Origin of the sequence: Vibrio sp. LB10LO1, assembly GCF_010092875.1 — a bacterium.
Classification (GTDB): domain Bacteria; phylum Pseudomonadota; class Gammaproteobacteria; order Enterobacterales; family Vibrionaceae; genus Vibrio; species Vibrio campbellii.
Genome location: NZ_JAADJW010000019.1, coordinates 49,195 through 61,666, shown reverse-complemented (window position 1 = coordinate 61,666; position 12,472 = coordinate 49,195). Strand labels below are relative to the sequence as shown.

Annotated in this window: 13 protein-coding genes; 12 read left to right on the top strand and 1 reads right to left on the bottom strand. The window is 45.7% G+C overall.

The genetic code is table 11. The features are described 5' to 3' along the window. Positions 1–63 precede the first annotated feature (63 nt). The 6 genes from truA (at position 64) to purF (ending at position 6,001) form a co-directional block, all read left to right on the top strand. A complete protein-coding gene (truA, locus tag GXP65_RS14955; RefSeq protein WP_005433129.1) occupies positions 64–858 on the top strand; it encodes a tRNA pseudouridine(38-40) synthase TruA in 795 nt (264 codons plus the stop codon). Positions 859–1,053: 195 nt separating this feature from the next. Next, positions 1,054–1,980 carry an acetyl-CoA carboxylase, carboxyltransferase subunit beta gene (accD, locus tag GXP65_RS14950; RefSeq protein ID WP_162093149.1) on the top strand — a complete coding sequence of 309 codons (927 nt, stop codon included), beginning with the start codon at positions 1,054–1,056 and terminating at the stop codon, positions 1,978–1,980. Positions 1,981–2,026: 46 nt separating this feature from the next. Then, entirely contained in the window at positions 2,027–3,289 is a 1,263-nt protein-coding gene (gene folC, locus GXP65_RS14945) for a bifunctional tetrahydrofolate synthase/dihydrofolate synthase (protein ID WP_162093148.1), read from the top strand. A 14-nt stretch (positions 3,290–3,303) separates the two neighbouring features. Further along, positions 3,304–3,897: an SPOR domain-containing protein gene (locus tag GXP65_RS14940; RefSeq protein WP_162093147.1), complete on the top strand. Its 594-nt coding sequence runs from the start codon at positions 3,304–3,306 to the stop codon at positions 3,895–3,897. 61 nt (positions 3,898–3,958) lie between these two features. Next, complete coding sequence (locus GXP65_RS14935; protein ID WP_005432921.1) at positions 3,959–4,450, top strand: CvpA family protein; 492 nt, start codon at positions 3,959–3,961, stop codon at positions 4,448–4,450. Positions 4,451–4,486: 36 nt separating this feature from the next. Next, positions 4,487–6,001 (top strand): amidophosphoribosyltransferase, encoded by a 1,515-nt coding sequence (gene purF / locus GXP65_RS14930; protein WP_012128598.1) that lies wholly within the window; start codon positions 4,487–4,489, stop codon positions 5,999–6,001. A gap of 75 nt (positions 6,002–6,076) precedes the next feature. Here the strand turns inward: purF and GXP65_RS14925 are convergent, their stop codons facing one another. Continuing rightward, positions 6,077–6,952, bottom strand: a complete 876-nt coding sequence (locus GXP65_RS14925) for a LysR family transcriptional regulator (protein WP_005432984.1) — start codon at positions 6,950–6,952, stop codon at positions 6,077–6,079. A gap of 284 nt (positions 6,953–7,236) precedes the next feature. Between GXP65_RS14925 and GXP65_RS14920 the strand changes: the two genes are divergently transcribed. The 6 genes from GXP65_RS14920 (at position 7,237) to GXP65_RS14900 (ending at position 12,466) form a co-directional block, all read left to right on the top strand. After that, a complete protein-coding gene (locus tag GXP65_RS14920; RefSeq protein WP_005432976.1) occupies positions 7,237–8,343 on the top strand; it encodes a response regulator in 1,107 nt (368 codons plus the stop codon). A 240-nt stretch (positions 8,344–8,583) separates the two neighbouring features. Continuing rightward, positions 8,584–8,715 (top strand): hypothetical protein, encoded by a 132-nt coding sequence (locus GXP65_RS25415; protein WP_005432936.1) that lies wholly within the window; start codon positions 8,584–8,586, stop codon positions 8,713–8,715. A gap of 15 nt (positions 8,716–8,730) precedes the next feature. Next, entirely contained in the window at positions 8,731–9,135 is a 405-nt protein-coding gene (locus tag GXP65_RS14915) for a YbaN family protein (RefSeq protein ID WP_205455550.1), read from the top strand. Between the two features lie 166 nt (positions 9,136–9,301). Next, positions 9,302–9,847, top strand: coding sequence for an adenine phosphoribosyltransferase (gene apt / locus GXP65_RS14910; RefSeq protein ID WP_005432901.1), 546 nt, complete (start codon positions 9,302–9,304; stop codon positions 9,845–9,847). Between the two features lie 8 nt (positions 9,848–9,855). Then, entirely contained in the window at positions 9,856–12,054 is a 2,199-nt protein-coding gene (gene dnaX / locus GXP65_RS14905; RefSeq protein ID WP_162093146.1) for a DNA polymerase III subunit gamma/tau, read from the top strand. A gap of 82 nt (positions 12,055–12,136) precedes the next feature. After that, positions 12,137–12,466 carry a YbaB/EbfC family nucleoid-associated protein gene (locus GXP65_RS14900; protein ID WP_005432961.1) on the top strand — a complete coding sequence of 110 codons (330 nt, stop codon included), beginning with the start codon at positions 12,137–12,139 and terminating at the stop codon, positions 12,464–12,466. The last annotated feature ends 6 nt before the right edge of the window (positions 12,467–12,472 follow it).

The following is a 12,472-nucleotide window of genomic DNA, read 5'->3' as shown; positions in this document are numbered from 1 at the left end:
TTTTTGTATCTGGAAAGACTTACGTATATACTTCCCGCCCCATTTTAGAGTTCGAAGGTTAAAATGAGAATCGCATTAGGTATCGAATACAACGGTACAAACTACTTTGGTTGGCAACGCCAAAGAGAAGTGAAAAGTGTCCAAGAAGAGCTAGAAAAAGCATTGTCCGTGGTCGCGAATCATCCTGTCGAAGTACAGTGTGCGGGTCGTACCGATGCTGGCGTACATGGCACTGGTCAGGTTGTTCACTTTGACACCAACGTGAGTCGTAAAATGGTGGCTTGGACCATGGGCGCAAACGCGAACATGCCAAGTGATATTGCTGTCCGTTGGGCTGTGGAAGTGAACGATGATTTCCATGCTCGATTCTCTGCAACCGCACGTCGTTACCGCTACATTATCTTCAACCACGCATTGCGCCCAGGTATTTTGAACTCTGGTGTGAGCCACTACCATGGTGAACTCGATGAGAAGAAGATGCATGAAGCAGGGCAGTACCTGCTGGGTGAGAATGACTTTAGTTCATTCCGTGCGGCACATTGCCAATCATTAAGCCCATGCAGAAACATGATGCACTTGAACGTGACTCGTCATGGTGATTACATCGTGATTGATATTAAAGCGAACGCTTTTGTACACCATATGGTGCGCAACATTACCGGTAGTCTCATTAAAGTGGGGCGAGGCGAAGAAAAGCCAGAGTGGATCAAGTCACTTTTAGAAGCGAAAGATCGCAAATTAGCAGGCGCAACGGCCAAAGCTGAGGGCCTATATTTGGTGGATGTGGACTACCCAGAAGAGTTCGGATTACCACGTGTGCCGATCGGTCCGTTATTTTTGCCCGATAATTTGAACTAAATTTGCGATTTTGTTTCAAAATATCGGTACTTTAGACTGGATACGTACAGAAACTGTGCGTTATTAATGATATCAAAAATAGGTACAACCAGTTTTTTATCTACAGTCGCGGCAAGATATGTTTTAATCCATCCGCAATATTCCGAATTTATATCTTTCGCAATGAAGCGGAAGAGTTGAGAGAAAAGGTCTTCCATGAGTTGGCTTGAAAAGATTTTAGAGAAAAGCAACCTAGTAAGTTCACGTAAAGCTTCTATCCCTGAAGGCGTGTGGACGAAATGTACTTCTTGTGAGCAGGTTTTATACCATGCTGAGCTTGAGCGTAACCTAGAAGTTTGTCCCAAGTGTAATCACCACATGCGCATGAAAGCGCGTCGTCGTCTAGAAACATTCCTAGATGAAGGTGAACGCGTAGAGCTTGGCACTGAACTTGAGCCACAAGATAAACTGAAGTTTAAAGATTCTAAACGCTACAAAGAGCGTATCTCTGCTGCACAAAAGAGCAGCGGCGAGAAAGATGCACTGATCGTAATGCAAGGTGAATTGCTGGGCATGCCACTAGTGGCGTGTGCGTTTGAATTCTCTTTCATGGGCGGTTCAATGGGTTCAGTTGTTGGTGCACGCTTTGTTAAAGCGGTAGAAGCAGCAATTGAAAACAACTGTGCGCTTGTTTGTTTCTCTGCAAGTGGCGGTGCGCGTATGCAAGAGGCTCTGATGTCTCTAATGCAAATGGCGAAAACCAGTGCAGCACTTGAGCGTCTTTCAGAGAAAGGTCTACCATTCATCTCTGTACTGACTGACCCAACAATGGGTGGTGTATCAGCGAGTTTGGCGATGCTAGGTGACATCAACATTGGTGAACCTAAAGCACTTATCGGCTTTGCAGGTCGTCGTGTAATCGAACAGACAGTACGTGAAGATCTTCCTGAAGGCTTCCAACGCAGTGAATTCCTTCTTGAGCACGGTGCGATTGACATGATCGTTGACCGTCGTGAAATGCGTCAGCGTGTGGGTGGTCTAGTGGCTAAGCTAACTAACCACAAGTCTCCTATGGTGGTTTCGGTTAACGAATCTCCAAATGAAGAACCATATTCTGTACCAGAAGCGGACGAAAAAGGGTAAAGTATCAGCTAACATAAAAACCAAAGAAATTAATGGTTAAAGTTAGATGACCCAAAACTCTATTCCTCAAGCCACATCCCCTCTAACGATGTGGCTTGATTATTTAACAAATCTCCACACTTCAGCTATCGACCTTGGCTTAGACCGCGTTCAAGCGGTAGCGCAAAAAGCCAACCTTACCAAACCAGCTCCTACTGTGATTACTGTTGCCGGCACCAATGGCAAGGGTTCGACGTGTGCGTTAATGGAAGCGATTCTATTAGATGCAGGTTATTCAGTGGGCGTTTACAGCTCACCACACCTAATTCGTTACAACGAACGTGTACGCATCAATGGCGTGGATGCAGAGGACAGCAAACACTGTGAAGCGTTTGATTACGTTGAGCAGCAACGCGGCGACATCAGCCTAAGCTTGTTTGAATTCGGTACGCTAGCCGCACTTCGTATTTTCCAAGTTGAGAAAGTCGATGTGGTTCTGTTAGAAGTTGGCCTTGGTGGCCGCTTAGATGCGACTAACGTTGTTGATCACGATGTATCAGTAATTACCAGCTTGGCTATCGACCATGTTGATTGGCTGGGCGATGACATCAACGTGATTGGCTTTGAGAAAGCGGGCATCTACCGCTCGGGTAAGCCGGCGATTTGTGGCCAACCAACGCCGCCAGCAACTGTTGCGGCACACGCAGATGACATTCAAGCTGAATTCTTCCAAGTCGGCATCCAGTTTGATTACCAGTTGACTGAGAAAGGTTGGAAGTGGACCAGTGGCGCATTTGCACTAGAAGACCTGCCGGTCCCATCGCTACCGTTACCAAATGCGGCGACAGCATTAATGGCTCTTGGCGCTTCAGAATTGCAAATCACTGACATTAATATCGTTAATGGCTTGAATAATGCTCGCCTAGCTGGCCGAATGCAGGTTTTGCAAACGGGTCCAGAAATCGTTCTTGATGTCGCACACAATCCTCACTCAGCAGAATACTTAGTTGGGAAGGTGAAACGCCAATACGCGGATAAAAACATCCACGTTGTGGTGGCTATGCTGCACGATAAAGACATCAAGGCAACAATCGAAGCATTAACCCCAATTGCAACACAATGGTACCCAGCATCGCTGACTGGCCCACGCGCGGCAACAGCAGATGAATTGTGCCAATACTTACCTCAAGGTCAAGTTCAGTTCTTAACTCCAGTAGAGGCGTTTGAGAGTGCGAAAATTCACGCGGCTCAAGATGATGTCATTCTGGTGGTTGGATCCTTCCATACTGTGGGCGAAGTGTTGGAGCATTGGCAATCAAATAATGAGTAATCAAAGGTAATTTGATGGCAAGTAAATTCCAAAGTCGTTTAGTCGGCACCATCATTCTAGTAGCAGTGGGGGTCATCGTACTTCCTGATGTCCTAGATGGTAAGAAACTGCACTACAAAGAAGAGTTTGCCAGTATTCCTATCAAACCTGAGCTTGATAGCGATGTGGAGAACTTCGAAATACTCGAGCCTGTAGAAGATGATATCTCTTTGCCTGAATCTCCGGTAACGGCAACGGTGAATGAATCTGAAGAGCCTCATGTCGCAGTTTCACAGCCAGAATCGGAGCCTGCGATTCAACCGGAAGAAGTCAAACAGCCTGAACAAGTTGAAGTTGCTGTTCGTCCGGTTGAAGAAAAAAATCAATATGAAGATTCCGCCTGGATCATTCAGTTGATGGCACTGAAAAATCATGAGAATGCAGTTGCACTGGTAGAGGATTTACAGAAGCGTGGTTACCAAGCTCATGTAAAAAAAGAGACAGCCTTTACTCGAGTGATTGTTGGTCCTGATGTATCAAAAAGTAAACTTGAACGACAGGTCAAGGAATTACAAAAAATTACAGGCTCAAAAGGTCAATTGCTTAAATTTAAGCCATTAAATCCATAAGAAAACGTTTGCGTCAGCATTTTTTCTGTTAAAATGCGCGCCAACTTAAGATGAAGAAAACATGAATTGGTTAGATTTTGTCATTTTAGGTGTGATCGGATTTTCAGCTCTGATCAGTTTAGTTCGCGGTTTTGCTAAAGAAGCTTTGTCTTTGGTGATTTGGTTCGGAGCATTTTTTATCTCCAGTAACTACTACGCCAAATTGGCGGTGTATTTCACCAACATCGAAGACGAAATGTTTCGAAACGGAGCCGCAATTGCGGCGTTATTCGTCGCAACCCTAGTGGTTGGTGCAGTGGTGAATTACGTCATTGGTCAACTGGTACAAAAAACAGGACTGTCAGGTACCGATCGAATTCTCGGTGTGGTGTTTGGTGGTTTACGCGGAGTACTGATTGTTTCTGCGGTGCTGTTTTTTATGGATGCGTTTACTGCATTCCCAAGCTCGGATTGGTGGAAAGAGTCACAGTTGGTCCCTGAGTTCAGCCGTATCATCGCCCCATTCTTCGAGCATTTAAAAGCAACATCAAGTTTTCTGTCTGGCACTATCTAGTAGTGCCAGCTACTGTCGCAAATCGAGGATTAGGACATGTGTGGTATTGTTGGAATCGTGGGCACAACGCCTGTAAACCAGTCTATTTATGACGCGTTAACGGTGTTACAGCATCGTGGCCAAGATGCCGCTGGTATTTGTACCATAGAAAGCAATCGTTTTCGTCTGCGTAAGGCGAACGGTTTAGTGAAGGATGTGTTCGAAGCAAGACACATGCAACGCTTACAAGGTGAGGTAGGTATCGGCCATGTTCGTTACCCTACCGCTGGCAGCTCAAGTGCCTCAGAAGCTCAACCTTTCTACGTAAACTCTCCTTTCGGTATTACACTTGCCCACAACGGTAACCTGACTAACGCACACGAAGTTCGTCAGAAACTGTTTGAAAAAGATCGCCGCCACGTTAACACCACTTCAGATTCAGAAGTGCTGCTCAATGTATTGGCTCATGAAATTGACACAGTCAAAGGCAACGTCACTTCAGAAGATGTGTTCCGCGCTGTCACTAACGTGCATCGAACCATCCGTGGTGCATACGCGGTAACGGCAATGATCATCGGTCACGGTATGATTGCATTTCGCGACCCACACGGTATTCGTCCGCTTTGTCTTGGCAAGCGCGAAGTAAATGGCAAAACAGAATACATGGTTGCTTCTGAATCTGTTGCACTTGATGCGGTTGGTTTTGACTTCATGCGTGATGTGGCGCCTGGTGAAGCGATTTATGCGACATTTGACGGTGAGCTTTACACTAAGCAATGTGCAGACAACCCAAAACTGAACCCATGTATTTTTGAGTTCGTTTACTTTGCTCGTCCGGATTCATTCATCGATAAGATTTCGGTTTACAGTGCGCGCGTTGAAATGGGTAAGAAGCTTGGTGAGCGCATCAGTGAAGACTACGCCGATCTCGACATCGATGTGGTTATCCCAATTCCAGAAACCTCTTGCGATATTGCCCTGCAAATTGCTCAAGCGATCGATAAGCCATACCGCCAAGGTTTCGTGAAAAACCGCTACGTAGGCCGTACCTTCATCATGCCTGGTCAACAGCAGCGCAAGAAATCGGTACGTCGTAAGCTGAACGCGATTCGCTCAGAGTTCAAAGGTAAGAACGTACTGCTTGTCGATGACTCTATTGTTCGTGGCACCACATCTGAGCAGATCATCGAGATGGCTCGTGATTCAGGAGCGAACAAAGTGTTTATGGTTTCTGCTGCGCCAGAAGTTCGTTTCCCGAACGTCTACGGCATCGATATGCCGAGTGCGGCAGAGCTGATTGCACATGGTCGTGATAACGATACTATCTGTAAACAAATTGGTGCGGATGCTCTTATCTACCAGCGTCTCGATGACTTAGTTGAGGCAGTAGGTCTTGGCAACCAAGACATCACTCAGTTCGACACTTCGGTATTTAACGGTGAGTACGTAACGGGTGATATTGACCAACAATACCTTGATTTCCTAGACGGTCTTCGCAATGACGATGCGAAAGTACAGCGTGAGATCCAGCAAGACCTAGCGAACCTAGAGCTGCACAATGAAGGCGCTTAAATAGCACTTCTCAAAATATAAAAAACCAGAGCCAAGGCTCTGGTTTTTTGTTTCTATTCGCTTATGTTTCTCAGCTTAGTGAATGTTGTAAGCAATCACAAAGTCGATGAACAAGCGCACTTTCTCTGGTAAGTGATCTTTGTGGTTGTACAGCATGTAGATGTCGCGCGGGTTTGCGCTCCAATCAGGCAGTATACGCACTAGGTCACCACTTTCGATGTACTCTTTGATCATCACGTCAGGCATCAAAGTAATGCCAAGACCTTCTGAACAAGAGCTACGTACTACGTTCAATGCGTTAGCTTGGAAACGTCCGCGTTCTACGTTCACCACAGACTCGCCCTTGCTGTTGATCAGGGTCCACTTGATAAGTGGTGAGCCTTTTAGCAAAGAGTGGTTAGAAAGCTCTTCAGCATGATTTGGCGCTGGGTTTGCGTTCAAGTAATCAGGACTAGCAACCAGGATGTCTTTCACTTCACCGATTTTACGTGCAATCAAGCTTGAATCACGTTGTGGACCAACACGGAAGATCACATCCCACTCAGTAGGATCAAGTTGATCGGCATTGCTTTCCGTTGTCAGTTCGATGTTGATATCTGGGTACTGTTTCATGAACGCATTGAACATTGGCATCATCATGCGCTTTGTCAGGTTGTACGGGGCAGAGATTTTTATCTTGCCCGATGCCCCACGACAGTCATCCGTAATCTCTTCAGCGGTTGAGGTTAGGCGTTGCAACAGTGGTGAGCATTCATGGTAAAAGCGTTCTCCGGCTTCAGTCAGAGAAAGCTTACGCGCATGACGGTTCAGCAATCGAAGATTGACAGAGTCTTCTAGCGCTTGAATGCGTCGGGTGATGGTTGCCACCGGAATCATGGTTTTTCGCGAAGTTGCGGTATAGCTCCCATTTTCGACAACCAATCGAAATAGGTTTAGATCATCTAATTTCATATTTCCAGACACATTAAACTACCGTTTATGGCTAATTTATAATTAACTTTGTGATCAAAGTTTGCTTTAAGTCAACATGTTGCACCATTTGAACACAGCATAGCGCTTTTAGTAAACACTGATAAACCATGGAATATTTGTATAAACGTCAATTTAAGGCTACGGTTTATAACAAGGTGAAAGGGCCTGACGTCTTGCTGCATAACGTTTTGTAAGATGTAAATACAACAAAAATAATAACGTAGAAATTTGTTTTTTGACTGAGCTTTGTGAGGTGCAAAGGTATGTTTAAGACTCACAGTCAAACGGCAATGGTCTCGGCGCAAGAAATGGTCAATCAAAAACTCATCATGTTGGTGGACGATGACCCGATATTTCGTAAAGTGACTAGTGCTTATTTGGAAAGTCAGGGTTTTAAGGTAGTCGAAGCTGAGAATGGCCTTGAGGCGCTTCAACAACTAAGGGAATGCCACCCAGATCTTGTCTTGTGTGACTTATCTATGCCCGTGTTAGACGGGATCGAATTTGTCGAGGAAGTTAGTCTAGAGTATCCGTCGATGCCATTAATCGTCGTTTCTGGGACTGATGAGATGTCAGACGTTGCGAAAGCATTGCGTTTCGGCATCAAAGACTTTTTACCAAAACCAATCGGAAACTATGAACATTTGTCTCAAGCGATAGAAAACACGCTTGAGGATTCAGACTGTCATTTTGCGGAGCAACGCGACTTTTCAAGTCAGTGGTTTCGTGTTGATGACGGTGGGGAAATGCCAGATGAACAAGAACTGCATTGGCATTTAGAGTATTTACAACAAAACCCAAACGCAGCGCGGGACTTGCTTCATGCTCTGCTCCCTGAGAAAGACACGTCGCAGGGTGATTGGAAGTGCTCGTATCGTTTACTTCAATCTACCGATGTCATGCCTTTGGTGTTTGATTATCGATGGTTGATGAACGGTCAATTCGCTTTCTACTTGGTGGATTCAGCCTCGTTAGACAAAGACGGTGTGGCGACTACGCTATTAGTTCGTGCGTTGTTCGATGATTACTTACGTAACTTAAAAAGCTTTAGCGCCGATCTGAAAGACATGGTTGAAATCATCGAAAAGGGCATTCAGTGCTCTGAGTGTGCGGGCGCAGTAGATGCCGTTTTTGGTATTGCGGATCTAGCCTCGGCTTCGGTTTCGATTCTGCCTGCGGGGCTTGATAGTCAGTGGTCTGATGGCCATGAAAATCAACACATAGCAGCTGCAAATAAACTTGGTGATGGAAGTTTGAAAAATTTCATTACAAGAGATTTGCCTCTGAAAACGAACGGGCAACTCTCTATCGGTTGTCTTGGTTCATCGAGCTTTAGTCTTAACATCATTCGATTAAACCGCCTGATGTAACTAGCAATCGCAGCAGCTAATAATCACTGTAAACAAGCAGCTTTTTGAAGCTGCTTTTTTATTGCTTGCCGCAACCACTTAGCGAGCGCACTTTGCTCAATAACCTTACTTTTTACTGGTGTTTAGTATTTGTTGTTTAAGGTATAGTCAGCGCTTAAAACAATAATGACCCATTTATGCAACGATAATTTAACGATGCGTGGGTGGGAGAAGTAAAGTCAACAAGTGAGAAGAAGCAACATGGCAGACAAAGATTTTAAAGAACCTTATAATATTTTTTACTTTCTAGGTTTCATTGCAGTCCTTTTGATCCCAACTTTACCTGCAACGCTAACTTGGATTCGCGTAATGAACGGTTACGCAGGTTTTTAATCGAACGATTGTCTACTGGAGTCCACTATTCGTATTAAGCGTTACTTTTTCAATATTGCTGGTGGACTCTGCATGATGCTCGGCATTGCCGGTATCGTCCTTCCTCTATTACCCACAACACCGTTTATTCTTCTCGCTAGCGCTTGCTTTATGCGTGGTAGCCCTGCGTTTCATCGTTGGTTGCATGATCACAATACATTTGGCCCTATGCTGGAGAATTGGCACAAAAACCGCGCTGTCACGCGCAAGGTAAAACAACGTGGTGCGTTCTTCATCGTGCTGAGTTTCACTGTTTCTATCATTGTTACGCCCATTACTTGGGTGAAAATTGCGCTTTTAGTGATGCTAATCGTTTTACTGAGTTGGTTTATGCGTCTGCCTGTGACTGAGTTGGTTGCTGACAGGGAAGAAAATCACTAAGATTGTAGAGAATAGTGTGCCCGCTCTTCGAGTGGGCGTTTGTATTTTCAGCGTCTGAGACTTCAATTCAATTGAGCTCATAGCGGTGAAAACCTATTGTTTGTTGCCCTCATATATACTGCGATAAGAACAGAGGGTGATGAGCCAATCTAAGTAAATCGGTATTATGACTACAGAAACAATTTCACTGATCAGATCTAGCATCAAAAGCATTCAAGATTACCCAAAACCAGGCATTCTTTTCCGCGACGTAACTAGCCTTCTTGAAGACGCAAAAGCGTACCAAGCAACGATTAACCTATTGGTTGAGCGTTACAAAGACATGGGCTTTACAAAAGTGGTTGGTACAGAAGCGCGTGGTTTCCTATTTGGTGCACCTCTAGCACTTGAACTCGGTGTTGGCTTTGTTCCTGTGCGTAAGCCAGGCAAATTGCCTCGCCCTACAATCGCTCAATCTTACGAGCTTGAGTACGGTGTTGATACGCTAGAAATTCATACTGATGCAATCGTAGAAGGCGATAAAGTATTGGTTGTTGACGATCTGCTAGCAACTGGCGGCACAATTGAAGCAACAACAAAACTGATCCGCCAATTAGGTGGTGAGGTAGAGCACGCTGCATTCGTTATCAACCTACCAGAAATTGGTGGTGATAAGCGCCTAGAGGGTCTAGGTCTGAACGTATACAGCATTTGCGAGTTTGAAGGACACTAATACATTCAATGAGTTATTTAGCTTTAGCGCGAAAATGGCGTCCTAACAAGTTTGATCAAGTCGTCGGGCAGAACCATGTCCTGACGGCTCTAGAGAACGCGTTAGCGCAAAATCGCTTACACCATGCGTACCTATTTAGCGGCACGCGAGGCGTTGGTAAAACGTCGATTGGCCGACTGTTTGCTAAGGGCCTGAACTGTGAAACGGGGATTACTGCTAACCCTTGTGGTGAGTGTGATACCTGTCGTGAGATTGATGAAGGTCGCTTTGTTGACCTATTAGAGATCGATGCAGCTTCTCGTACTAAAGTTGAAGACACTCGTGAACTGTTAGACAACGTTCAATACAAACCTGCTCGTGGACGTTTTAAAGTGTACCTCATCGATGAGGTACACATGCTTTCGCGTCACTCTTTCAATGCGCTGTTAAAAACGTTGGAAGAGCCGCCAGAGTATGTGAAGTTCTTGTTGGCTACGACGGATCCACAAAAATTGCCAGTGACGATTTTGTCGCGCTGTTTGCAGTTTCACCTCAAGCCAATCAGTGTTGATGATATTCATCAGCAACTTGACCATATTCTGGAAAAAGAACAAGTTTCTGCAGAAGCAAGAGCACTTGGCATGATCTCGCACGCTGCAGATGGCAGTATGCGTGATGCACTTAGCCTTACTGACCAAGCTATCGCCCTAGGTAACGGTACGATTCAAACCGATATCGTGAGTCACATGCTTGGAACGATCGATACAGACCAAGCGATTCACTTGCTGGAATCGATCAGCAGTAAGCAGCCGCAACAGGCGATGGACAAAATCCAGCAACTTGCATCAAACGGTGTGGAGTGGGATGGGTTGTTACAACAATTGGCATCGCAGCTTCATCGTGTCGCGATGTACCAAGCTCTGCCATCGACCTTGGATCAGGCTCAACCTGATGCTGAAAAAATCGAATTATTGAGTAAAGCTCTAACGCCACAAGATGTTCAGCTTTACTACCAAATTGCTTTAAAAGGGCGTGAAGATCTGACGTTGTCACCTAATGGTCGCGTCGGCATGGAAATGATTGTATTGCGTATGATGGCATTTCGTCCATCAGCCAGTAACGGTGCAAACGTAATTTCGACATCATCACAGCCACAAGTCGCGCCAGCTGCGAGTACGAGTCAGCCAAAAGCGGCTCCACAGCAGTCATCTCAACAGACATCATCGCAACAGCAACCGGTGTCTCAAGCGCCTGCACAGCAAATGCAAAGTCGCCCGATGACATCGGCACCGCAACAACAAGCCGTATCTCAGCCAACGAGCCAGCCAGCGGCCCATAATCCAGCTACGATGAATGAAGCGCCACAGTACCAACCTGAATATCAGGGTGGCTACGATATGGCACCACAATACGATATGGCTCCGCCGATGAGTGAGAACCCTGTGCCAACGCAGCAAGCTCCTCAACAAGCTCAGCCACAAGAAAGTGCCCCGGCACCAGCTCGCAGTAACTTGAGTGGCCTGCGTCACCAATTGCGTTCACAGCGTCAGGGACAGCAACAGCAACAACAAGCACCTGGACAAAGTGCTGGCCCAAAAAAGTCTAACGCGACATCTGCACAAAAAGAATCGGTTATTGACCGTTTAGCGCAATTGCATGGCAATTCCGCGCAGGTGTCGCCTAAGTCTGCTCCTCAAGCTGAAAAACAAGCTCCAGAGGATGAAGCGTACCGTTGGCGACCAACCAAACCGGTTGAAAAGAAAGCCAATACGCAATTGACACCTACGCAGCTCAAGCAAGCGCTAGAGCACGAAAAGACGCCAGAAATGGCGCAAAAACTGGTTGATGAATCACTAGAGAAAAGCGAGTGGGCGAACCTGATTAGCAAGATGGATACGCCTAAGTTGGTTGAACAACTTGCATTAAACTCGCATTTCAACAAAGAAGGCTCGACAGTTTCGCTACAATTAAGAGGCAGTCAGGCACACTTGAACACCGACAGAGCGCAAAGTGAGCTGCACAGTGCACTGAACCATGTGTTGGGTGAAGAGTGTCATCTGAGTATTGATGTTAGCGAAAGTGGTGAGACGCCACTAGAGTTGAGAGATAGACTCTACCAAGAGAAATTACAGCAAGCGCTGAACAGTTTAGAAAACGATCCACACGTTCAGTTCATCGAACGTCGATTCGCTGCAGAGCTTGATAAAGATAGTGTACGCCCTATCTAAAAATTGAACGGAATGGGGTTGAAAACCCAAAGTGACAACCCCATTAACAGATGCAACACCTAATTAAACCAGAGAGATAAACATGTTTGGTAAAGGCGGTATGGGCAACCTAATGAAGCAAGCCCAGCAAATGCAAGATCGCATGCAAAAGCTTCAAGAAGAAATCGCGAATATGGAAGTAACTGGCGAGTCTGGTGCTGGTCTAGTTAAAGTTACAATCACTGGTAGTCACAGTGTGCGTCGTGTAGAAATCGATGAAAGTCTGATGGAAGACGACAAAGAGATGCTAGAAGATCTTATCGCTGCAGCATTCAACGATGCAGCACGTCGCGTTGAAGAAACTCAAAAAGAGAAAATGGCTTCAGTAACTGGCGGTATGCAACTACCACCAGGCATGAAAATGCCATTCTAATCTGCT

Excerpts from the sequence above, each read along its gene's own strand:
- truA (WP_005433129.1), top strand. The coding sequence starts at position 64 with ATGAGAATCGCATTAGGTATCGAATACAACGGTACAAACTACTTTGGT.
- accD (WP_162093149.1), top strand. The coding sequence starts at position 1,054 with ATGAGTTGGCTTGAAAAGATTTTAGAGAAAAGCAACCTAGTAAGTTCA.
- folC (WP_162093148.1), top strand. The coding sequence starts at position 2,027 with ATGACCCAAAACTCTATTCCTCAAGCCACATCCCCTCTAACGATGTGG.
- GXP65_RS14940 (WP_162093147.1), top strand. The coding sequence starts at position 3,304 with ATGGCAAGTAAATTCCAAAGTCGTTTAGTCGGCACCATCATTCTAGTA.
- GXP65_RS14935 (WP_005432921.1), top strand. The coding sequence starts at position 3,959 with ATGAATTGGTTAGATTTTGTCATTTTAGGTGTGATCGGATTTTCAGCT.
- purF (WP_012128598.1), top strand. The coding sequence starts at position 4,487 with ATGTGTGGTATTGTTGGAATCGTGGGCACAACGCCTGTAAACCAGTCT.
- GXP65_RS14925 (WP_005432984.1), bottom strand. The coding sequence starts at position 6,952 with ATGAAATTAGATGATCTAAACCTATTTCGATTGGTTGTCGAAAATGGG.
- GXP65_RS14920 (WP_005432976.1), top strand. The coding sequence starts at position 7,237 with ATGTTTAAGACTCACAGTCAAACGGCAATGGTCTCGGCGCAAGAAATG.
- GXP65_RS25415 (WP_005432936.1), top strand. The coding sequence starts at position 8,584 with ATGGCAGACAAAGATTTTAAAGAACCTTATAATATTTTTTACTTTCTA.
- apt (WP_005432901.1), top strand. The coding sequence starts at position 9,302 with ATGACTACAGAAACAATTTCACTGATCAGATCTAGCATCAAAAGCATT.
- dnaX (WP_162093146.1), top strand. The coding sequence starts at position 9,856 with ATGAGTTATTTAGCTTTAGCGCGAAAATGGCGTCCTAACAAGTTTGAT.
- GXP65_RS14900 (WP_005432961.1), top strand. The coding sequence starts at position 12,137 with ATGTTTGGTAAAGGCGGTATGGGCAACCTAATGAAGCAAGCCCAGCAA.